We start from the raw sequence: 20,217 nt of genomic DNA on the forward strand, positions 1-20,217 counted from the left end.
GCGGATGCCCGGAGGCTTTAGTCGTCCTTCAGCCGCAAGGCTATATCGTTCATGAAGCGCACATCGTCGCCGCGCGCCAGCCAGTCAGCCTCGGCGGCAACCGCGCCCAGCATGTCGGTCAGCGGCTCGATCTCGGCCTTGGCGTAGTTACCGAGCACATAACCGGTCACGCGGTCGCGGTGGCCGGGATGGCCGATGCCAAGGCGGACGCGGCGAAAGGCATTGCCGATATGCGCTTCGGTCGAACGCAGGCCGTTATGGCCGGCGGTGCCGCCGCCGATCTTCACCTTCACCTTGAACGGCGCGAGGTCGAGCTCGTCGTGAAAGACGGTGACGTCGCTTTCCGACAATTTGTAGAAGCGCATGGCCTCGCCGATCGCGCGGCCGCTTTCGTTCATGAAGGTGGCCGGTTTCAGCAGCAGGATCTTGTCGCCGCCGATGCGGCCTTCCTGCGCCCAGCCCTGAAAGGCCTTCTTGACCGGCGAAAAATTGTGCACTTCGGCGATCGCGTCCACGGCCATGAAGCCGACATTATGCCGGTGCATGGCGTACTGTGCGCCAGGATTGCCGAGGCCTGCCCAGATTTGCATGGGGGATATAGCAAAGCCGGCGGCGCGCGGTGCGCGGCCGCCGGCCCTTTGCCTGCGTTACTCGCCGGCTGCTTCTGCAGCGGCGTCTTCGCCTTCGCTCGACTTGAGCGCCGAAGGAGCAACGATGGTTGCGATCGTGAAGTCGCGGTCGGTGATGACCGATTCGGTGCCCTTGGGCAGCTTCACGTCGTTGATGTGGATCGCCGCGCCGACATCGAGGCCAGCAAGCGAGATCACGATTTCGTCGGGGATGTTCGCTGCGTCGCAAGCCAGTTCAAGCTCGTGGCGAACGATGTTCAGAACGCCGCCGCGCTTGATGCCCGGTGCGTCGTCTTCGTCGGTGAATGCGACGGGAACCTGAACGTTCACCTTGGCGTGCTCGCTGATGCGCAGGAAGTCCACGTGCATCGGACGATCGGTGACGGGGTGGAACTGGACGTCCTTGGGAAGCGTGCGAACGGCCTTGCCGCCGACTTCGACCATGATGACCGAGTTCATGAAGTGACCGGTGTTCAGGAGCTTAGTCAGCGCCTTTTCCTCGAGGTGGATCGAGGTCGGTTCTTCGTTGTTACCGTAAATGACGGCAGGTACGCGGCCTTCGCGGCGGTGAGCACGGGAGGCTCCCTTGCCAGCCCGATCGCGCGCCTCGGCCGACAGCTGAAGCAGATCGCTCATGTGCATGTCTCCAAATTGCTTGCTTGTTCAACCCGTCACGCCTCCAGGGATGACCATAACGGGAAGCGGGCCCTATAGGCGGCAGGCCCTCGAAACGCAAGCGCGGCGGCTCACTGGATGCGCTTCACCTTCAGCCCTTCGGCCTTCAGCATTTCCTGCACCGATTCCTTGCCGGCCAGATGGCCCGCGCCAACCGCCATCAGCACGGTTCCCGGCGTGTCCATCCGCGCCTTCACCCAGCGCGTCCAGTTCTGGTTGCGCTTGCGCAGCAGCACGTCGGTCAGCTCGGGGGTCATCTGCAGTTCGTCGTCAAAGGTCATCGCGATCTTCGACGTGTCGCCGCTCGCCCAGGCGCTCATCATCTTGTGAAACTCGCCCTCGGCATCCTTGCTGCTGTCGATGACGCTCAGCAGGAACTGGCGCTGCACCGTTTCGGGCAGCGTGTCGAAATAGCCCAGCTGCTGCTCGGTCGTCTCCAGCCCCGCCACGGTCTTGCCGGCCTTTTCGAAGCTGCCGGTCAGCTGGCGTTCGACGCCGTCGCTCGCACGGATGTTCGCCTGCGCCAATGTGGTGGCGGCCAGCGTCGTCGCCGCGGCCCAGGTTTCCATGCCGTCGAGAAAGTCCATCGGGATCTTCGCGCTCTCGATGATGGTCTTCAGCTCGGCGCGCTTTTCCTGCGGTACGCGGTCGAGCAGCGGGGGCAGGCCGGGGGATCGGCCCAGCCGCGTCATGATCTCGGCGGTCTTGGCCGGGTCCTTGTCCATCACGACTTCGAGCATCAGCTCGTTCGCCTGCGCTGCTGCCTTGTCGAAATTCTTCGTCCGCCACGCATAATCGGGCGGCAGCATATGGATCGTCCCGAACAGATAGATGGTCGTGTCATGGTCCGACACTTTCCAAAGCCCGGGCTTTGCGGGCGCAACCGCTTCGGTGGGGGAGGAGCAGCCGGTGATCAGGCCGAATGCGGAGAGAATGATCGTCAAGGGGCGCAACATGGCGCCCCTTATTCCCGCTCCTTCCTGAACGGGCAACAACGGCGTGTTGCCCGTCGTCGGCTTTCGCATCAATATTGAACGCGCTGCGTGTCGATGCTCAGCGCCTTCAGCTTGGTCTGCACGCTCGCTTCACCCGCAAGGTGCCCGGCGCCCACCGCAAGGAACACCGTGCCGGGCTGCTCCAGCCGGGTCTTGATCCAGCCGGCCCAGTTGGTGTTGCGCTCGCCCAGCAAGACGCGGTCCAGCGCTGGCGTGTTGCCCATGCCCTCCTTCATCGCATTGCCCACGCCCTCGACATCGGCGGCAGACCACAGCGCGATCAGGTTTTCGATGGCAGGCGCGATCTCGTCCTGCATGCGGACGGTCACGTTCAGATAGTCGATCTGCTCGGCATCGGTCAGCTTGGCGAAAAAGCCCAGCTGCTCTTCGGCCGTCTCCAGCTGGCCAATCTTCTTGCCCGCGCGCTCCGCCGCGTCCTGCAGAATGCGTTCGGGCCCATTGGCTGGATCATAGCCGAGCTTTGCGATCGGCAGCGCGGACAGCGTCATTGCCGCAAACCAGGGACGCGCCTGTTCGAACGCCTGATAAGGGATGCCCAGGGCTTCCAGCGCCTTGGTATAGGCGGCCCGGTCCTGCGCGCCCAGCTGCTGGCTCAACGGGGCGGCGCCCGGGTTCATCGCCAGTTTCTGGATCACGCCCATCATCGTCTGCGAGTCGGGTTCGATCATCTCGATCACCAGTTCATCCGATGCATCGAACGCTTTTTTCACGCCATCATCGAACCATCCGAGGCCGGGCTTCAGCATATGGATGGTGCCGAACAGATAGATTGTCGTGTCCTCATCCTTCACCACCCAGAGCGCGGGATCGATGTCGACCGTCGGTTGTGCGGCGGGCGCGGCGGTCGTGGCCGGTTCGGCGGCAATGGCCGGGGCACAGAACAGGGTGGCGCCAAGCAGGGCGCTGATCAGTTTTTTCATGGAAAGTCGTCCTTTGAGAAGGGGAGAAGGGGAGAGGGGCGGCGCCGGTTAGCGCCGCAGCTTCATCGCGAAATAGGAAAGCGCGCCGCCAAGCGCGGAGATGATGAACATGCCTTCGGCGCCGGGGGCGGACAGCAGCCCCGCCTTGCCGAGCAGCAGCCATGGCACATAGGCGGCCAGTGCCAACGTACCGCCGATCGCCGCCGCGTTCACATTCTGCGTCCATTCATGCTCGTCCATGATCCGGCGCGACCAGAAAAGCATCAGGGCGAATGCCGCGATCACCATCGCCGATAGCGCGATCGCTGTCATCGGTGCAAAGGCCAGCGCATCGGCGCCTTGGCCGAGCCGTGCGGCAAAAAATCCGAACGCCGCGCCCAGCAAGCCCACGCCGGCAATCCCGCGCAGATACCGGCGCGTGCGGAGCCGTGCGCGGTCCTCGCCCGAAAGAATGGGGGTGTCAGCCATTGGAAGCCTCATCATGTTCGTCATCGAAAATCTCCTCGATCGGCATGCTGAAAAGCCGACCGATCTTGAAGGCGAGGGGGAGCGACGGGTCATATTTGCCCGTCTCGATGGCGTTCACCGCCTGTCGCGAAACGTCGAGCCTGCCGGCCAGCTCAGCCTGGCTCCAGTCCCTCTCGGCTCGCAACACCTTGAGCCGGTTCTTCATGCGCTCTCCTTGGATCCTTCGAGGTCGCGGCATCCGAAGCAACATCGCGCGCTCCTCTCCGGTGTATGTCACTATCGCGCGACTTTGTGTCAAGTATGCTTGACTAAATGTCATCGACTCATGTCCATGTCAAGCATGCTTTACAAATCGTCGCTAGGGGCTGACATTCCTCGCGATCCTTGACCGCACGGGGCGCATCCGCCAAAGGGCGGCCGGGTAACTTTTTGCATCTGCGAAGGCTCTAAATTGACCGATTCGAACGCGGCAAAACGCCCGGGAATGAGTTTCCAGCGGCTGATCCTCACGCTCCATGATTATTGGAGCGACAAGGGGTGCGTGATCCTCCAGCCCTATGACATGGAAATGGGTGCGGGCACCTTCCACCCGGCAACGACGCTGCGCGCGCTTGGTCCCGATCCGTGGAACGCTGCCTTCGTCCAGCCCAGCCGCCGCCCGACCGATGGCCGCTATGGTGAAAACCCCAATCGCCTGCAGCATTATTACCAGTATCAGGTGGTTCTGAAGCCGAGCCCGCCGAACCTCCAGGAACTCTATCTGGGGTCGCTCGAGGCCATCGGCATCGATTTCACCAAGCACGATATCCGCTTCGTCGAGGACGATTGGGAAAGCCCGACACTGGGCGCCTGGGGCCTTGGCTGGGAAGTCTGGTGTGACGGGATGGAAGTCACCCAGTTCACCTATTTCCAGCAGATGGGTGGTTTCGACTGCAAGCCCGTGACCGGCGAGCTGACCTATGGTCTCGAACGTCTCGCCATGTACATCCAGGGCGTCGACAATGTCTACGACCTCGCGTTCAACGATCACGGCGTCACCTACGGCGATATCTATCACGAGAACGAGGTGCAGATGAGCACCTGGAACTTCGAGATCGCCGATACCGATCGCCTGTTCGATGCCTTCCGCAAGGCCTCGGCCGAATGCGAACTCTGCCTCGAAAACAAGCTGCCGATCCCCGCTTATGAGCAGGCGATCAAGGCAAGCCATTATTTCAACCTGCTTCAGGCGCGCGGCGTGATCTCGGTCGCGGAGCGTCAGGCATATATCGGCCGCGTCCGCGATCTCGCAAAGGGCGCGTGCGCTGCGTGGATGGAAAAGAACGGATGGGCGGCGTAATGGCGGATTTTCTTCTCGAGCTGCTGTCGGAGGAAATCCCGGCGCGCATGCAGGAAAAGGCGTCGGCTGATCTTGCCCGTCTTTTCGCGGAAGAGATCGGCAAGGCCGGTCTCAAGCCCGCATCCATCGAAAGCTTCGTCACCCCGCGCCGCATGGCGCTGATCGCACGCGGCCTCCCGCTTGAAACCGAGGCGGTGAGCGAGGAACGCAAAGGTCCCCGTGCCGATGCGCCCGAACAGGCGCTGCAGGGTTTCCTGAAGTCCACCGGATTGACGCGCGAACAGCTTGTCGAGCGCGCGGACAACAAGGGCAATGTCGTCCTGTTCGCGGTGATCGAAAAGCCGGGCCGCCCGACCGCCGAGGTGATTGCAGAGGCGATCCCGGCTGTCATCCGCGCCTTTCCCTGGCCGAAATCGATGCGCTGGGGCGCGGCGTCTTCGTCCACCGAAAGTCTGCGCTGGGTGCGCCCGCTTCAGGGTATCATCGCGCTGCTCGGCAACGATGTCGTTCCGCTCGAGGTCGACGGCGTCGTCTCGGGCTCCGACACGGTCGGCCACCGTTTCCATCATCCGGGCCGCATCACCATCGGCAATGCCGATGATTATGCCGCCAAGCTGCGCGCCTGCCATGTCATCGTCGACGCCGCCGAACGCCGCCGCATCATCGCCGACGGCGCGGCCGCTGCGGCCAGCGCCGCGGGGCTGACGTTGGTCGAGGATCATGGGCTGGTCGCCGAAAATGCCGGCCTCACCGAATGGCCGGTGCCGCTGCTTGGGGGCTTCGACCCGGAATTTCTTCAGGTCCCGCGCGAGGTGATCCAGCTCACCATGCGCACCAACCAGAAATATTTCGTGCTCAACGATGCCGACGGCAAGCTCGCGCCCAATTTCGTCTGCACGGCGAACATCGCGGCAGCCGATGGCGGCAAGCTGATCGCCGACGGCAATGCCAAGGTGCTCGCCGCGCGCCTCTCCGACGCCAAGTTCTTCTGGGAACAGGATCTGAAGGTTCCTCTCGAGGAACAGGCAAAGAAGCTCGAACAGATCGTCTTCCACGAAAAGCTTGGAACGGTCGCCGACAAGGTCGATCGGATCGCCAAGCTCGCGCGTTGGCTGGTTGAAGGGGGCATCATAGAGGGCGCGAACCCCGATCAAGCCGAACAGGCCGCACGCCTCGCCAAAGCCGATCTCGTCACCGGGATGGTCGGCGAGTTTCCTGAGCTTCAGGGCGTCATGGGCGGCTACTACGCCCGCGCGCAGGGCTTACCCGATGCGGTCGCCGACGCGATCCGCGATCACTATAAGCCGGTCGGGCAAGGCGATGATGTGCCAATTGCGCCGGTGACGGTGGCGGTGTCGCTGGCGGATAAACTGGATACGCTTGTTGCATTTTTCTTCGCGGATATGCCGCCCACGGGCTCGAAAGATCCTTTCGCACTGCGGCGTGCCGCACTTGGCGTTTTGGAGTTGGTTACGCGCAACAAGTTACGGATGAGCTTGTGGGAAGCGATAACCCGTGGGCTCCATGGAATGACGACGTTACGTTGTTCGCCCGACATGACGGACGAAGCTTTCGAAGCGCACAATCAAGCAATGCGGGCGACTTTCGAAACACTGCCTCCATTTTTCGCGGACCGCCTGAAAGTCCAGCAGCGCGAAGCGGGCGTCCGTCACGATCTCATCGACGCGGTGTTCGCGCTCGGCGGTGAAGACGATCTCGTGCGCCTGCTCGCCCGGGTGAAGGCGCTTCAAGCGTTCGTCACCACCGATGACGGCGTCAACCTGATCGCCGGCTACAAGCGCGCCGCGAACATCCTGAAAAAGGAAAAGTTCGAGGCCGCATCGGTCAATTACGAACCGCAGGCCGAGGAAGCAGCACTTCTCGCCGCGCTCGACGCGGCCGAGCCCAAGGGCGCGGCGGCCGTCGCGGCGGAGGATTTCGAGGGCGCGATGGCCGCGCTCGCCTCGCTGCGTGCGCCGATCGACGCCTTTTTCGACAAGGTGACGGTGAATGACGCTGATCCCGAAAAGCGTGCAGCCCGTCTGACGGCGCTGGCGCGCGTGCGGGATGCGGTTCACCGGGTCGCGGATTTCTCGAAGATCGAAGGCTAACCGCGCGCCAAGACGCGGGGCAGGGTAAACTTTAGCATGTCAACTTAGTCGCCAACGTGTGGAGACAATGGCGGCCAGGCAGGGACGGACGATTGATGACGAAATATGTGTATCGCTTCGGCGGCGGCGTGTCCGACGGCGGCCAGGGGGACAAGAACCTCCTTGGTGGCAAGGGGGCCAATCTCGACGGCATGGCCTCGATCGGCCTGCCGGTGCCGCCGGGCTTCACGATCACGACCGAAATGTGCACCCGCTATTATGACGATGGCGAGGTCTTCCCCGAATCCCTGCGGGAAGAAGTTGCCAACGGCATCGCGCATATTGAGGGCGTGACCGGCAAGAAGTTCGGCGACGTCGCCGATCCGCTGCTCGTCTCGGTCCGTTCGGGCGCGCGCGTCTCGATGCCGGGCATGATGGATACTGTCCTCAACCTCGGTCTCAACGACGAAACCGTGACGGGTCTCGTTGCGGCTTCGGGCGATGCGCGTTTCGCCTGGGACAGCTATCGTCGCTTCATTCAGATGTATTCGGACGTCGTGCTCGAACTCGATCACGGCTCGTTCGAAGAAGCCCTTGAAATCGCCAAGGAAGATAAAGGCTTTACGCTCGACACCGAACTGTCTGCCGAGGATCTTCAGGCGCTGGTCTCCACCTATAAGAAGCTGGTCGAGGAACAGTGGGGCAAGCCGTTCCCGCAGGATGTGAACGATCAGCTCTGGGGCGCGGTCGGCGCGGTGTTCGGCTCGTGGCAGTCGGAACGCGCCAAGGTCTATCGCCGTCTCAACGATATTCCCGGCGGTTGGGGCACGGCCGTCAACGTCCAGGCCATGGTCTTCGGCAATATGGGCGATACCTCGGCCACCGGCGTTGCGTTCACGCGCGATCCGGCAACCGGCGAACGCGCCTATTACGGCGAATTCCTCATCAATGCGCAGGGTGAAGACGTCGTCGCCGGCATCCGCACCCCGCAATATCTCACCAGGCAGGCGCGTGAGCGCGCCGGCGCCAAGCCCGCCTCGATGGAAGAGGCGATGCCTGAAACCTATGTCGAGCTCGCACGGGTCTTCGATCTGCTCGAAACCCATTACCGCGACATGCAGGACATCGAGTTCACCGTCGAGCGGGGCAAGCTCTGGATGCTCCAGACGCGTTCGGGCAAGCGCACCGCCAAGGCCGCGCTCAAGATCGCGGTGGACATGGCCAATGAAGGCCTGATCACCGAGGCGGAAGCCGTCGCCCGCGTCGATGCCGCCGCGCTCGATCAGCTTCTCCACCCGACGCTCGATCCCAAGGCGCCGCGCGATGTGCTCACCAAGGGCCTGCCGGCCTCGCCGGGTGCGGCTTCGGGTCAGGTCGTGTTCGATGCCGACACCGCCGAGCGTCTCGCCGAAATGGGCGAAGCGGTCATCCTCGTCCGCGTCGAAACCAGCCCCGAAGACATCCACGGCATGCACGCGGCCAAGGGCATTCTCACCGCGCGTGGCGGCATGACCAGCCACGCCGCCGTGGTCGCGCGCGGCATGGGCCGTCCCTGCGTCTCGGGCGCGGGTTCGCTCGCGATCGATTCCAAGGCGAAAACCATGCGCATCGGTTCGCGTGAGGTGAAGGAAGGCGACATCATCACGATCGACGGCGCAAGCGGCGAAGTGATGTTCGGTTCGGTCGCCACCGTCCAGCCCGAACTCGCCGGCGATTTCGGTACGCTCATGGTCTGGGCCGACAAGGTGCGCCGCCTCAAGGTGCGCACCAACGCCGAAACCCCCGCCGATTGCCGCACCGCGCGCGAATTCGGCGCGGAAGGCATTGGCCTGTGCCGTACCGAGCATATGTTCTTCGACGCGGCGCGCATCACCGCCGTCCGCCAGATGATCCTCGCCGACAGCGAAAAGGGCCGCCGTGCGGCACTCGACAAGCTGCTGCCCGAACAGCGCAAGGATTTCGCCGAGATCTTCGAGGTGATGGCCGGCCTTCCGGTGACCATTCGTCTGCTCGATCCGCCGCTCCACGAATTCCTCCCGCATCAGGAAAGCGAATTTGCCGAAGTCGCGCAGGCGGCGGGCGTCAGCGTCGACGAACTCAAGCGCCGTGCGAACGAACTGCATGAATTCAACCCGATGCTCGGTCACCGTGGCTGCCGTCTCGGCGTCACCTATCCTGAAATCTACGAGATGCAGGCGCGCGCGATCTTCGAGGCGGCCTGCGATATCGCCGAAAAGTCGGGCGCGGCACCCATTCCCGAAGTCATGGTTCCGCTCGTCGCCACCAAGCGTGAGCTTGAGCTGATGAAGGACGTGATCGACACCACGGCGAAGGCGGTGTTCGCCGAAAAGGGGCGTACGATCGACTATCTTGTCGGCACGATGATCGAACTGCCGCGCGCTGCGCTCAAGGCTGGCGAGATCGCCGAGGTTGGCGCCTTCTTCAGCTTCGGCACCAACGATCTCACGCAGACGACGCTGGGCGTCAGCCGCGACGATGCGGGCCGCTTCCTGACGACCTATGTCGACAAGGGCATCTTCCCGCGCGATCCGTTCGTCAGCATCGACGTCGAAGGCGTCGGCCAACTGATCGAACTCGCGGCCGAACGCGGCCGCGCGACCCGTCCGGACATCAAGCTCGGCATCTGCGGCGAACATGGCGGCGATCCGGCGTCGATCGCCTTCTGCGAGCAGACCGGCCTCGATTATGTCTCGGCCTCGCCCTACCGCGTTCCCATCGCCCGCCTCGCGGCGGCGCAGGCGGCGCTCAAGGCACGCTGATGGATCGGGGCGTCCGCGCCCCGACACAGCCAATTAAAAAAAAGGGGCGGCCGGATCATCCGGTCGCCCCTTTTTATTGCCTTGGTGAGCCGGGTGTCAGGCCTTGCCGTTGACGAAGGTATCGCTGATCGAACAGGCCGCCGGGCCGAGAATGACGACGAAAAGCACCGGCAAGATAAACACGATCAGGGGCACGGTCATGATTGCGGGCAGACGGGCCGCCTTTTCCTCGGCGCGCATCATGCGTTCGTTGCGGAACTCGGCCGAAAGCACGCGCAGCGCGGAGGCGAGGGGGGTGCCGTATTTTTCGGTCTGGATCATGGTCGTGACAACGCCGCGCACGGCATCCAGATCGACGCGCGATGCCAGATTTTCGAATGCCTGGCGGCGTTCGTTCAAAAAGCTCAGCTCGATCCCGGTTAGCGCGAATTCCTCGCCCAGTTCGGGATAGGCGCGGCCCAGTTCACGGGCGACGCGGTGAAAGGCCGCATCGACGGTCAGGCCGGCCTCCGCACAGATCACCAGCAGGTCGAGCGCATCGGGCAAGCCCTTGCGGATCGCGTCGGACCGCTTCTGAATCTTGTTCTTCAGGAAGATGTCGGGCGCCTTGTAGCTGCCGATCAGCGAGGCGGCGACGAGCCCGTATTTCTTGATCGGCGTCCAGTCGGGGAACCAGTCCAGAAAATACACGCCGACGATCATGGTGCCGCCGATCACGATGGGCAGCACCATCCGGCTGAAGATGACGACAACGGCCAGGTCTTTGGACCGGATACCCGCCTGCGCCAGCTTCACCTGCGCAACCTTCACCTGATCGTCCTGAAGAACCTTCAGCGATTTCAGGAAATTGCGGATGCGGTCGGTGGTGTCGTTCTGGTGAACGATCTTGGCTCGGCGCTTCGACGTGGAGGCGACGATGCCGGCTTTCAACTGTTCGCGGCGTTCGTTGAGCGCTTTTACGCGTTTGCCCATCGGGTCACGCACGGTCGCCGCCGAATAGATGGCGACAAGCATCGAAAAGGTGGCGATTGCGGCCAGCACGGTCGCCAGCCAGATCGCGTCGATGCCCATGATGGTGGTCGGTTCTTCCATCTCGCTCTATCCCACCGTCAAATTTCGAAACTGACCATCTTCGCCATCATGAAGGCGCCGATGGACATCCAGATGAGCCCGCCAATCCCCGCGATCATCAACCGCGTATCGACGAAAAAACCGCCCATATAATCGGGGCTGATCGTATAGATCAGCGCAAAGACGATGAAGGGCAGCGATCCGACGATATAGGCGGATGCCTTGGATTCAGACGACATCGCCTTGATCTTCAGCTTCATCTGCGCGCGCTTGCGCAGCACCTCGGCAAGGTTGGAGAGCGTCTCGGCCAGGTTGCCGCCGGTCTCGCGCTGGATCGCCAATGTGATGCAGAAAAACTGGAATTCGGGCGTGCCCAAGCGATCGGCGGTTTCCTGAAGCGCGGCATCCATCGTCCGCCCGATCTTGATCTTGTCGCTTACAATGCTGAATTCCTGCCCCACCGGGCCGGGAATTTCGCTGGCCACCACGTTCAGCGTTTCCGAAATCGGAAGCCCTGCGCGCAGGCCGCGAACCAGCAATTCGATCGCGTCTGGAAAGCGCACGGTAAAATCGTTGACGCGCTTCTTCATCAGATGGCCAACCGCGACGTGCGGAATGGCGAGACCGAGCAGCAGGCCGATGAAAAGTGCCAAAAGGAACGGCAAGCCCTTCAGCAGCACCAGTACGAAAGTGACGAGCGCAATCCCGCCGGAAACTGCCAGATATTGTCCAAGCGTCCAGTTCTTGCCGGTGGCGCCAATGCGCTTGCGCAATTGTTCTGGGTTGGGAATGATCTGCGAAGCCAGTCCGTCTCCCTTGCTGCGCCGGGTCGAGATGGCGCGCCGCATCTGGGCCTCGATCGAAGCCGAGGTTGATGCTGCGTGGCGATCCTTGAGCGCCGCCAGGCGCCGCGTCTTGGCCTTGCCGACGGATGGGCCGGAAAAGGCGAAGAACAGCATCGCGATCGCGACAAGGCTTCCTGCCAATAGTCCGAAAATGGGCAACATCGCGCTCATTCCTCGTCAAAAGCCTTTGCCGCGCGTGCATTTCTGCGTACGCGGCAAAGGCATCATGCCGGCAGTTTCACCGATTTCTTGGGCATCAGTGCCTTGAAATCACCCAGCTTGCCGAGCAGCGACTTGCTCTTTCCCGATGCAACGGGGTCTGTCCCATCGACCTGGGTAAGAACGTGCTCAGAAAGCGCGCTGAGGGCGGATCCCGCCTTTGTCGTCCGCGCGGCTTCGACCAAAGCCTTGCCCATCTGGGCGGCCTGAACCGCCGACTTGCTGTCGAAAGGAACGACAAAGTCGACACGTCGCTCGATCGAGCTTTCGAAATCCTTGCGGCTCACTTCCTGCGGCCCAGTCGTATGGACCCGGTTGGCCACGATCGTCACACGGGCTTGCGGGCTGGAGGATTTGAGATGCGAAAGCACGCGGATCGTATCGCGCGCGGATGCCAGCGTCATCTCGGTCACGAGCACGATCGAATGCGCGTCGTGAACAAGATGGGCATGCTGGACCAGCATGTGCCGCGGAATGTCGATCACTGTGCTTTCGAACGACGAACGCATCTCTTCCTGAAGCTGATAAAATGCGCTTCCGTCGGTCATGAGCGGTTGGTGAAGCGGCGCCTCGGCAGAGAGGATAGCGAGCTTTTCCGTCGCCCGAACCATCGCGCGTTCAAGGAAAAGCCCGTCGATGCGCGCGGGGTTTTCGATCGCATCGGTCAGGCCGCGGCCGGGCTCAAGGTCCAGCGCAAGCGCGCCGGTTCCGAAATGGACGTCGAGATCGAGCAGCGCGGTCGAACGCCCTGCCTTTTCGGCAAACAGCCAGGCCAGCGAGTTTGCAACGGTCGATGCACCAGCACCGCCACGCACACCGATGACCGCCGTCGTTACATGCGGCTGTTCCGAGCCGGCATCATTGGCGCGCGGTGCGCTGAAGATCGCCTGTGCCTGTGTGAAGGCGTCGCGCAATTGCTCGACGTTCAGCGGCTTGAGCAGGTAATCCTGAATGCCGCTGGCCACCAGATCGCGAAACAGGCGGACATCGTTGATCTGGCCGGCGGCGATCACCACGGTACCGGGTTCGCATACTTCGGCCAGTCCATTGATATCATTCAGCGGATCGCTGCTTTCCGAAATGTCGACCAGCAGGATGCTGGGGCTCGCGGACACCGAGAGCGATTGCACGGCGTTGCGCAGTCCGCCCTTGTTCACCTTTTCCGGCGGCCAGCCCATTTCAGTGGCAACCTGTCGGATCGTGTCGGCGGACGCATCGTCGCAGACATAGGCGGTGAAGGGGTCGCGCTGCAACGGACCACGGCTAGACCAGGGAGCGTTCATCTCAATTGCCTTTCGTGGTTTCGGACTTGAGCGCACCCGCCCCGGTGGGCGGCTTGGTACGGAAGGTACGAATTGCCTTGGCGGCGGTGCTCGGATCGCTCGTGCTGCTGCTCTGACCCCGGATCAGATCTTCGGGGTTTGCGATCATCGCGGCGAGATTGCTGTTGGTGGCGCAGCCATAGTTGGACATGTTGGCATTGCCATATTCGGGCTGGGATGGCCGGCTCCAGTCAGGGCAGCCGGGAACCGAAGCCGTCACGCGGCTCACCACCACTCGAACATGCCCGGCGGGAATGCTGCCGGCCGTCACGGGCGCGCCGTCGGCAAGCAATATTCCATATTGGTTCGCCTGCGCCGCCACGGCATCGCGCGCGGCGCTGTCATAATCCGGCGCATCGACGGAAACCCGGTCGCCATAGCCGATTTCAAGGGACTGGAACCATCCGGCCAGACGCTTTGCCTCGCCATAATCCAAACCATTCCCGCCTGTGCGCAGGTCGATGGCATAGTCGGTCCGCGCCACCACTGGCTGGTGTGTCGGCTCCATCCCGGCATTGTACGTTCCGGTGCCGCAAGCGGGAAGGGCAAGCGCGATGGCGAGGCCGCTCGCAATGCGGAATGTCCTGAAGAAAGGGCTTTTCATGGTCATTTTCCCTATCAATCCAGATTGAAGCCGGGCTGTGCGCTTTGGGCGTCGGCGTCGGGCTTTACAGTTCGGGGGGCACCGGCGCGCGGAGTCGGCCGCGTTTCGCCCGTGGTGCCTTCGAAAGTTTGCCCGAGCAGGAAGTTCTCGCCGTCGTTCGGTGCGCGATAGCCATCGGTCGGCAGTGCGATCCGGTTCGCGGAGACTGGTTTCACCAGATAGGGGGTGACGATGATCACCAGCTCGGATTCGGTGCGCCGGAACCGCTTGGAGCGGAACAGGGAACCCAGCACCGGCAAATCGCCCAGCATCGGCGTCTTGTCGACGGAGTTATTGTGCAAATTGCTGAGCAGGCCGCCGATCATGAAGCTTTGCCCGGAGCCGAGCTCCACGGTCGTCTCGGCCCGTCGGGTCAACAGCCCCGGAATGGTGAAACTGTCCATCTTGATCGAACCGGCATCGGACAATTGCGACACTTCGGGACGTACCCGCATCGAAATTCGGCCATCGGCCAAAACGGTGGGCGTGAACGCTAGGCTGACACCATATTGCTTATATTCGATCGAAACCGAGCCCAGCCCCTGCGACGCCGGAACCGGAATTTCGCCGCCCGCAAGGAAGCTCGCCGTTTCGCCCGACAAAGCGGTCAGGTTCGGGTTCGCAAGCGTCGTGATCAATCCGTCGCTTTCGGCGAGGTCGAACGCTGCCTGCATATCAAGCCCAAGGAACTTATCGATAAAGCCCGTGGTCGCGCCTGAACCCGTACCCTTGATGATATGACGAACATCGTTGGGAATGGCCGGCGTCAGCGGATTGAGTTCGGTCGTGATCGCGTCGGCGCGGCCCTGTGAAAAGAAGAAGCCGCCGCTGCTCGCCAGCAGGTTTACCCCGACCGATTTGACAAAATCGCGGCTCACCTCGGCGATGCGCACCTGCAGATTGACCTGCAGCGGCGTCGCGGTCTGGAGCCGGGTCACGATCTGGGTCGCTTCGCCGACAAAGGCCTGCGCGAGGCGTTCGGCCTCGGCCACGTCATCGGGGGAGGCGACGGTGCCGGTCAGCAGCACCATGCCGTTCATCGGCGTTGCGGTGATCTTGGCATCGGGCATCGCCAGCTTCAGCATCTGGTCGACGCTGCCGATATTGGTGCCCACGCGGACATTGGCGGCATAAACGGTACGGCCGTTGCGCCCCGAGGCGTAGATCGTGGTTTCACCCGGCGCCTTGGCAAAAATGTAAAGCTGGGTGGGAGAGCGCACCTGGACATCGGCGATCGCGTCGTTCGCGACGAACAGGTCGCTCATCGGCGATGACAGGTTTACCAGCGTGCCCTTGCCGGTCGACAGGTTCACCGTGGTGCCCGGTTGCGAAGCGCTTGCCTGCGCCGCTGCGGTGGCAAGGCCGCCCGCGCTCGGCCCGGCGAGCAGCGCCAGCGCAAGCGCGGAGCCAGCACCGGCCCGTTTCAGCTTGGATATGAAATCCATCTTATTTTCCCCCCACAGGAACGACGGTCACATTGTTGCCGCGCGCGACGCGGACGACCGGACCGGAATGATAGACGGCGGCCGGCGCATCTGCCGGGGCAGCATTGCTTTGTGCAGGTGCCTGGCTGGGCACGGTGCGGCGCTGGAAGCGCGACACGTCGCCGCCGGTGACGAAAGTGGTGTCGCTATCGATCGGGCGCGAGGCCACGGCGATCAGCATCTGGCGATCCGCCTTGGCGTCCTGCCCATCGGGCACGGTCACTTCACCGGCAGCAATGGCGCGCTCCAGATCGGCGGTATTGTCGGCGATCGAACGCAGCGACAGGGAAAGCTGGCCGATGGTCTGCGCAACCGCAATCTTTTCAGCGATACGGGGTGTCGCTTCAAGCGTGACCGTCGAGAAGGTGCGAACGTCGGCCTTGCCTTCTTCATTGGTGTTGGTTGTGCGCTGGTCGGTGGCGAGCACGCGCAGGTTGCGCACGATCGTCTCCGACGCATTGAGCGTGGGGCCATCGCCCGACACCGATTGCGTCAGCACCAGATCGATCCGGTCGCCGGGGAAGACGAAACCGGCCACGCCGCTTGCGGCCGAAACCGAAACCGTCACCGCGCGCATGCCCGGGCCAAGCGCCGCTGCCAGGAAGCCGCGGTCGCCCGGCTTTACGAGCGCGCCCTGGGTGATCGGCTGGCCCGCGGTCATCGCATAGCGAACGACCGTGCCGGCAAGCGCTGCCGGGTCGGCCTCGTTCTTCAGGAAATAGGCGCTCTGGACCAGGTCCTTGGGCCAGGGCTGGAAGCGGAAGCTGCCAGGGTCGATGATCGTGCCGACCGGCAATGGCCGAGTCGCGACGAGCACTTCCGGGCCGCCGGGCTCGGGCATTGATGCGTTGGCCTGCGGCGATGCCGCGCCGCTGAACATATTCTTGGCCATGATTGCGGTAAGGGCGGCAATGAACAGCGCTCCCACCAGCAATGCGATTTTCTTGACATCCATGATGACAACCGCCTCCGAAGAGGGCCCCCCATTGGCCCCTTGCGTAAATTAATCAGGTAAATTGGTTAAAATATAGTTCGGGCGAAACCCACAATCCCCCGGCGGCAATCGCGACGCCGTAGGGAATTTCCAGTTCCGCCTGCGATTTCGTGATCCTGTGATGGATCAGCATCGCGGCGGTGAGCACGCCGCCGGCAATCGCCATCACGAACAGCATCGGCATCAGCAGCCCGAGGGGCAACCAAAGCGAAAGTGCCGCGATCATCTTCACATCGCCGCCGCCCATTGCGCCCATCGCAAAGAGGATGGCGAACAGCGCGAGGACGATCAGGCCGGTCAGGATCTGCAGCGCCATGTCGGGCCAGACGGGCAGTCCCGCGCTCCACCAGAAAAGGGGCGCCATCAGCGCAATCGTGCCATTCAGCCCATTGTCGATCTCGCGTCGGCGGATATCCGTCCACGCGGCATAGATCATCATCGCGGCCAGCGCAGCGATCAGCACAAATGGCAAAATTCCCCCGTTCATGCGGGCAGGGCTAGACGCGAGGCATTACGAAACCGTAACCCTCCCGGTCATGGCCGAACATAATTTCGATCGTCGATCCATTCCGGCGGGCGCCGTGATCGGCGCGTGCACCGTCAATGGCTGGTCGCTGCGCACGCTGGATTGGGCACCCGGGGGCGATCCGCGCGGCACCATGCTGGTCCTTGGCGGGCGCGGGGATTTTCTCGAGAAATATATCGAGCCGATCTGTCATTGGCACTCGCAAGGCTGGCATATCGCTTCGTTCGACTGGCGCGGGCAGGGCGGCTCGGGGCGACTCACCCGTAATCCGCTTGTTGGGCATATTAACGATTTGTTAATCATGATCAATGACCTCGCGGCTATCTGGTCCGAATTGACGTTACGGACACCGGGGCCGCATGTCGTTGTCGCGCATTCGATGGGGGGGCATCTGGCGCTGCGCGCGTTGGTCGAACATCGGATTGATCCGGTTGCTGCTGTGCTCGTCGCGCCGATGCTTGGCCTCAACGCCGATCCTTTGCCGCCGCGCGTCGCGGCGTTCGTTGCCAGCATCATGGCACGGATATGCAGCCCCGAGCGCCCCGCCTGGCGCAGCAATGAGCGGCCCTCGCTCGGCATTTCCCGTCAGAAACTGTTGACCCATTCGCTTGAACGCTATGCCGATGAAATATGGTGGGGTGAAACGCATCCCGAACTGGTGCTCGGGCCGCCAAGCTGGCAATGGCTGCGCGCAGCCTATCGCTCGACTCTGGGCAGTTTCGCTCCGGGGCGGCTGGAAGGCGTGGAGGTGCCCAGCTTGTTGCTCTGTGCGGATCATGACCGGCTGGTGCGCCCGCGCGCGATCCATGAGGCCGCCGCGCGCATGCCCGATGCCCTGCTGGTCCGCTTCGGCGCCGAGGCCGCGCACGAATTGTTGCGGGAGGCCGATCCGGTCCGCCACCGCGTCTTTGCCGAGATTGACATGTTCCTGAAGGAAAGGGCGCCGCGCCCGTGAAGCGTTACGATATCGTGATTGTCGGCGCCGGCATTGCCGGGGCCAGCCTGGCAGCAGAAATCGGCGGCAGGGCAAGCGTCGCGATATTGGAGGCGGAGGACCGGCCGGGCGTTCACGCCACGGGCCGTTCGGCGGCGTTCTGGAGCGAGACCTATGGCGGCCCGGGGATCGCGCCGCTCACCACCGCGTCGGGTCCGGCACTATGGGCGGGGGGCTATCTCGCCCCGCTCGGTTCGCTCCATATCGGCCGACGCGAAGATCGCGCCGCGATCGACGCCCTTCTGCAGGAATTTGAGGGGACGGGGATCGAACTCCACGAAACCGATCCCGCCACCGCGATACCTGGTCTGCGGGGTGACTGGGTGTACGGCATCAGCGAACCGACCTGCGCCTATATCGATGTCGCCGCGCTCCACGGTGCCTGTCTGGCACGCGCGCGGCACGCTGGTGTCGATATCCTCGTTCGGTCTGGGCTGGTGTCGGCTACGCGCGACGGGGATGGCTGGCTGCTTGAAACCGCCTCCGGGGCCATCCGCGCCGGCGTGCTGGTCAACGCGGCTGGCGCCTGGGCCGATCAGGTGGCGGCCTGCGCGGGCATCCCGCCCATCGGCATTTCGGCCTATCGCCGCACCATGGCGCAACTGCGCGTCGATCCGCCCGTGCCCGAAGGCATGCCGCACGTCGCCGACATTGGCGGCAAATTCTATTTCAAGCCCGAAGCGGGGGGGAAGATCTGGCTCAGCCCGCATGACGAGATCCCGTCGCCGCCCTGCGATGCCGCGCCCGAGGAAATCGATGTCGCGGTCGCGATCGACCGGCTCGAACAGGTCGTCGATTGGCGCGTCGACGCGCTCGAGCATAAATGGGCGGGGCTGCGCAGCTTCGCGCCGGATAGGCTTCCGGTCTACGGCTTCGATCCGACCGATCCGGCATTCTTCTGGTGCGCGGGGCAGGGGGGCTTTGGTATCCAGACCTGCCCTGCTGGCGCGCGGCTCGCCGCATCGCTGCTGCTGGGCGAGGCGGCGCATGAAAGCGTCGCCGCCATCGACCCGCGCATCTATGCGCCCGCCCGGTTCGAGCGCCGATAAGGGGCGATCAACGGCGTCTCAGCGCGCCACGGTCGCCATATCGACGAGCAGCGAGTCTCCGCTCACATAGCTGGCCCGGTCCGAACAGAGCCACACCACCGCTTCGGCAATTTCCCTCGGCGCCGCCATCCGGCCCGAAGGGATGCTCGCCATGATCATCTTGCTCACATCCTCGTTCGCATCCATCCCCTCGCGGATCATCGGGGTGTCGGTGGAACCTGGGAGGACTGCGTTCACGCGGATGCCATGCGCCACATATTCGCGCGCCGCGGTCTTGGTCAGGCCGAGCACGCCGTGCTTGGCGGCGCAATAAGCCGACAGGTTGGGCACCGGGATCAGCCCGCCGCCCGAGGATGTGTTGACGATCGATCCCGCGCCGCGTTCCTTCATCAGACGCAGTTCGTGCTTCATGCACAGGAACACGCCGGTCAGGTTGACCGTAATCACCCGGGTCCATTCGGCCAGATCGAATTCATCGATCGGCATGCCGACGCTGTTGACCCCGGCATTGTTGAAGGCGCAGTCCAGATGGCCGAAACGCGCTTGCACATCGCCCAGCAAAGCCTCCACCTCGGGCTCGCTGCTCACATCCGCCGCCCGGAAATAAACCTCATGGCCCTGCGCCCGCAACTCCGCGGCCAGCGCCTCGCCGGCATCGGCATTCCAGTCGGTCAGAAACAGCCGCGCGCCTTCCTCCGCAAACAGATGCGCCGCCGCCGCCCCGATCCCGCTCGCCGCCCCGGTGATCAGCGCGGTCTTGCCGTCCAGCATTGCTGCCATATTCCTCTCCATTATTGTTTTCGGATTGGCTCAATCACACGAAAAATCGCACGGGAACAGCCTTTTATGGAGGTTGTTTCAGTTCCGAGCGAACATCGGTCCGCTTGAACGTATTTGTCTTTTCAACCCGATGCTTCGTGCTAGCCTGCGCTTCTCATCTCCAGGGAGAGAAGAATGGCGCACAAGTTTGTGATCGAAAAGAACAAGGCCGGCGAATATGTCGCCAAGTTCAAATATAACAGCGAACTTATCTGGTGGACCGAAGGCTATACGAGCAAGGCCTCGGCCCAGAATGCGATCGATTCCATCCTGAAGAACGGGCCGAACGCCGTTCAGGAAGACAATAGCTGATAAATCTCTGATTCGTGCGGCG

At 63.0% G+C, this 20,217-nt stretch carries 20 protein-coding genes; 6 read left to right on the forward strand and 14 right to left on the reverse strand.

Annotation, left to right across the window (positions count from 1 at the left end; translation table 11 throughout):
* Window positions 1-17: 17 nt before the first annotated feature.
* The 6 genes from pth to QYC26_RS15900 form a co-directional block, all read right to left on the reverse strand.
* On the reverse strand, window positions 18-590 hold the full coding sequence (gene pth, locus QYC26_RS15875; protein WP_317513192.1) for an aminoacyl-tRNA hydrolase: 573 nt from the start codon (window positions 588-590) through the stop codon (window positions 18-20).
* A 57-nt stretch (window positions 591-647) separates the two neighbouring features.
* The gene (locus tag QYC26_RS15880) at window positions 648-1,265 is read right to left on the reverse strand and encodes a 50S ribosomal protein L25/general stress protein Ctc (protein WP_317513193.1); all 618 of its coding nucleotides are present in this window, start codon (window positions 1,263-1,265) and stop codon (window positions 648-650) included.
* A gap of 110 nt (window positions 1,266-1,375) precedes the next feature.
* A complete protein-coding gene (locus QYC26_RS15885) occupies window positions 1,376-2,260 on the reverse strand; it encodes a TraB/GumN family protein (RefSeq protein ID WP_317513194.1) in 885 nt (294 codons plus the stop codon).
* Between the two features lie 68 nt (window positions 2,261-2,328).
* The gene (locus QYC26_RS15890; RefSeq protein ID WP_317513195.1) at window positions 2,329-3,240 is read right to left on the reverse strand and encodes a TraB/GumN family protein; all 912 of its coding nucleotides are present in this window, start codon (window positions 3,238-3,240) and stop codon (window positions 2,329-2,331) included.
* A 48-nt stretch (window positions 3,241-3,288) separates the two neighbouring features.
* Window positions 3,289-3,708, reverse strand: coding sequence for a hypothetical protein (locus QYC26_RS15895; protein ID WP_317513196.1), 420 nt, complete (start codon window positions 3,706-3,708; stop codon window positions 3,289-3,291).
* Window positions 3,701-3,913, reverse strand: coding sequence for a helix-turn-helix transcriptional regulator (locus tag QYC26_RS15900; RefSeq protein ID WP_317513197.1), 213 nt, complete (start codon window positions 3,911-3,913; stop codon window positions 3,701-3,703). The genes QYC26_RS15895 and QYC26_RS15900 overlap by 8 nt, the downstream gene beginning before the upstream one ends.
* Before the next feature lie 279 nt (window positions 3,914-4,192).
* On the opposite strand from QYC26_RS15900, the gene QYC26_RS15905 reads away from it, so the two are divergent.
* The 3 genes from QYC26_RS15905 to ppdK all read left to right on the forward strand — a co-directional run bounded on the left by QYC26_RS15905 (window position 4,193) and on the right by ppdK (window position 9,917).
* Complete coding sequence (locus QYC26_RS15905) at window positions 4,193-5,047, forward strand: glycine--tRNA ligase subunit alpha (protein ID WP_317515089.1); 855 nt, start codon at window positions 4,193-4,195, stop codon at window positions 5,045-5,047.
* A complete protein-coding gene (gene glyS / locus QYC26_RS15910; protein WP_317513198.1) occupies window positions 5,047-7,158 on the forward strand; it encodes a glycine--tRNA ligase subunit beta in 2,112 nt (703 codons plus the stop codon). The genes QYC26_RS15905 and glyS overlap by 1 nt, the downstream gene beginning before the upstream one ends.
* A 95-nt stretch (window positions 7,159-7,253) precedes the next feature.
* Complete coding sequence (gene ppdK, locus QYC26_RS15915; protein ID WP_317513199.1) at window positions 7,254-9,917, forward strand: pyruvate, phosphate dikinase; 2,664 nt, start codon at window positions 7,254-7,256, stop codon at window positions 9,915-9,917.
* 96 nt (window positions 9,918-10,013) lie between these two features.
* Here the strand turns inward: ppdK and QYC26_RS15920 are convergent, their stop codons facing one another.
* From QYC26_RS15920 to QYC26_RS15950, 7 genes are all read right to left on the reverse strand, one after another.
* Entirely contained in the window at window positions 10,014-11,009 is a 996-nt protein-coding gene (locus tag QYC26_RS15920; RefSeq protein WP_317513200.1) for a type II secretion system F family protein, read from the reverse strand.
* A gap of 17 nt (window positions 11,010-11,026) precedes the next feature.
* Window positions 11,027-11,995: a type II secretion system F family protein gene (locus QYC26_RS15925; RefSeq protein WP_411197610.1), complete on the reverse strand. Its 969-nt coding sequence runs from the start codon at window positions 11,993-11,995 to the stop codon at window positions 11,027-11,029.
* Between the two features lie 62 nt (window positions 11,996-12,057).
* Window positions 12,058-13,335, reverse strand: a complete 1,278-nt coding sequence (locus tag QYC26_RS15930) for a pilus assembly protein CpaE (protein WP_317513202.1) — start codon at window positions 13,333-13,335, stop codon at window positions 12,058-12,060.
* Between the two features lies 1 nt (window position 13,336).
* Window positions 13,337-13,978 (reverse strand): CpaD family pilus assembly protein, encoded by a 642-nt coding sequence (locus QYC26_RS15935; protein WP_317513203.1) that lies wholly within the window; start codon window positions 13,976-13,978, stop codon window positions 13,337-13,339.
* Between the two features lie 14 nt (window positions 13,979-13,992).
* Window positions 13,993-15,462, reverse strand: a complete 1,470-nt coding sequence (locus tag QYC26_RS15940) for a type II and III secretion system protein family protein (RefSeq protein WP_317513204.1) — start codon at window positions 15,460-15,462, stop codon at window positions 13,993-13,995.
* A gap of 1 nt (window position 15,463) precedes the next feature.
* Window positions 15,464-16,456, reverse strand: a complete 993-nt coding sequence (gene cpaB, locus QYC26_RS15945) for a Flp pilus assembly protein CpaB (RefSeq protein ID WP_317513205.1) — start codon at window positions 16,454-16,456, stop codon at window positions 15,464-15,466.
* Between the two features lie 52 nt (window positions 16,457-16,508).
* Window positions 16,509-16,958, reverse strand: a complete 450-nt coding sequence (locus QYC26_RS15950) for a prepilin peptidase (RefSeq protein WP_411197655.1) — start codon at window positions 16,956-16,958, stop codon at window positions 16,509-16,511.
* A 73-nt stretch (window positions 16,959-17,031) separates the two neighbouring features.
* Between QYC26_RS15950 and QYC26_RS15955 the strand changes: the two genes are divergently transcribed.
* Both QYC26_RS15955 and QYC26_RS15960 read left to right on the forward strand, forming a co-directional pair.
* On the forward strand, window positions 17,032-17,976 hold the full coding sequence (locus QYC26_RS15955) for an alpha/beta hydrolase (RefSeq protein ID WP_317513207.1): 945 nt from the start codon (window positions 17,032-17,034) through the stop codon (window positions 17,974-17,976).
* The gene (locus QYC26_RS15960; RefSeq protein ID WP_317513208.1) at window positions 17,973-19,064 is read left to right on the forward strand and encodes an FAD-binding oxidoreductase; all 1,092 of its coding nucleotides are present in this window, start codon (window positions 17,973-17,975) and stop codon (window positions 19,062-19,064) included. The genes QYC26_RS15955 and QYC26_RS15960 overlap by 4 nt, the downstream gene beginning before the upstream one ends.
* Before the next feature lie 18 nt (window positions 19,065-19,082).
* Here QYC26_RS15960 and QYC26_RS15965 read toward each other — a convergent pair whose 3' ends face one another.
* Window positions 19,083-19,844 (reverse strand): SDR family NAD(P)-dependent oxidoreductase, encoded by a 762-nt coding sequence (locus QYC26_RS15965; RefSeq protein WP_317513209.1) that lies wholly within the window; start codon window positions 19,842-19,844, stop codon window positions 19,083-19,085.
* Between the two features lie 174 nt (window positions 19,845-20,018).
* Here QYC26_RS15965 and QYC26_RS15970 point away from each other — a divergent pair, with 174 nt between their 5' ends.
* On the forward strand, window positions 20,019-20,195 hold the full coding sequence (locus QYC26_RS15970; RefSeq protein ID WP_317513210.1) for a YegP family protein: 177 nt from the start codon (window positions 20,019-20,021) through the stop codon (window positions 20,193-20,195).
* The last annotated feature ends 22 nt before the right edge of the window (window positions 20,196-20,217 follow it).

The organism is Sphingomonas sp. C3-2 (genome assembly GCF_033025475.1).
Classification (GTDB): domain Bacteria; phylum Pseudomonadota; class Alphaproteobacteria; order Sphingomonadales; family Sphingomonadaceae; genus Sphingobium_A.

Excerpts from the sequence above, each read along its gene's own strand:
- pth (WP_317513192.1), bottom strand. The coding sequence starts at position 590 with ATGCAAATCTGGGCAGGCCTCGGCAATCCTGGCGCACAGTACGCCATG.
- QYC26_RS15880 (WP_317513193.1), bottom strand. The coding sequence starts at position 1,265 with ATGAGCGATCTGCTTCAGCTGTCGGCCGAGGCGCGCGATCGGGCTGGC.
- QYC26_RS15885 (WP_317513194.1), bottom strand. The coding sequence starts at position 2,260 with ATGTTGCGCCCCTTGACGATCATTCTCTCCGCATTCGGCCTGATCACC.
- QYC26_RS15890 (WP_317513195.1), bottom strand. The coding sequence starts at position 3,240 with ATGAAAAAACTGATCAGCGCCCTGCTTGGCGCCACCCTGTTCTGTGCC.
- QYC26_RS15895 (WP_317513196.1), bottom strand. The coding sequence starts at position 3,708 with ATGGCTGACACCCCCATTCTTTCGGGCGAGGACCGCGCACGGCTCCGC.
- QYC26_RS15900 (WP_317513197.1), bottom strand. The coding sequence starts at position 3,913 with ATGAAGAACCGGCTCAAGGTGTTGCGAGCCGAGAGGGACTGGAGCCAG.
- QYC26_RS15905 (WP_317515089.1), top strand. The coding sequence starts at position 4,193 with ATGAGTTTCCAGCGGCTGATCCTCACGCTCCATGATTATTGGAGCGAC.
- glyS (WP_317513198.1), top strand. The coding sequence starts at position 5,047 with ATGGCGGATTTTCTTCTCGAGCTGCTGTCGGAGGAAATCCCGGCGCGC.
- ppdK (WP_317513199.1), top strand. The coding sequence starts at position 7,254 with ATGACGAAATATGTGTATCGCTTCGGCGGCGGCGTGTCCGACGGCGGC.
- QYC26_RS15920 (WP_317513200.1), bottom strand. The coding sequence starts at position 11,009 with ATGGAAGAACCGACCACCATCATGGGCATCGACGCGATCTGGCTGGCG.
- QYC26_RS15925 (WP_411197610.1), bottom strand. The coding sequence starts at position 11,995 with ATGTTGCCCATTTTCGGACTATTGGCAGGAAGCCTTGTCGCGATCGCG.
- QYC26_RS15930 (WP_317513202.1), bottom strand. The coding sequence starts at position 13,335 with ATGAACGCTCCCTGGTCTAGCCGTGGTCCGTTGCAGCGCGACCCCTTC.
- QYC26_RS15935 (WP_317513203.1), bottom strand. The coding sequence starts at position 13,978 with ATGAAAAGCCCTTTCTTCAGGACATTCCGCATTGCGAGCGGCCTCGCC.
- QYC26_RS15940 (WP_317513204.1), bottom strand. The coding sequence starts at position 15,462 with ATGGATTTCATATCCAAGCTGAAACGGGCCGGTGCTGGCTCCGCGCTT.
- cpaB (WP_317513205.1), bottom strand. The coding sequence starts at position 16,456 with ATGGATGTCAAGAAAATCGCATTGCTGGTGGGAGCGCTGTTCATTGCC.
- QYC26_RS15955 (WP_317513207.1), top strand. The coding sequence starts at position 17,032 with ATGGCCGAACATAATTTCGATCGTCGATCCATTCCGGCGGGCGCCGTG.
- QYC26_RS15965 (WP_317513209.1), bottom strand. The coding sequence starts at position 19,844 with ATGGCAGCAATGCTGGACGGCAAGACCGCGCTGATCACCGGGGCGGCG.
- QYC26_RS15970 (WP_317513210.1), top strand. The coding sequence starts at position 20,019 with ATGGCGCACAAGTTTGTGATCGAAAAGAACAAGGCCGGCGAATATGTC.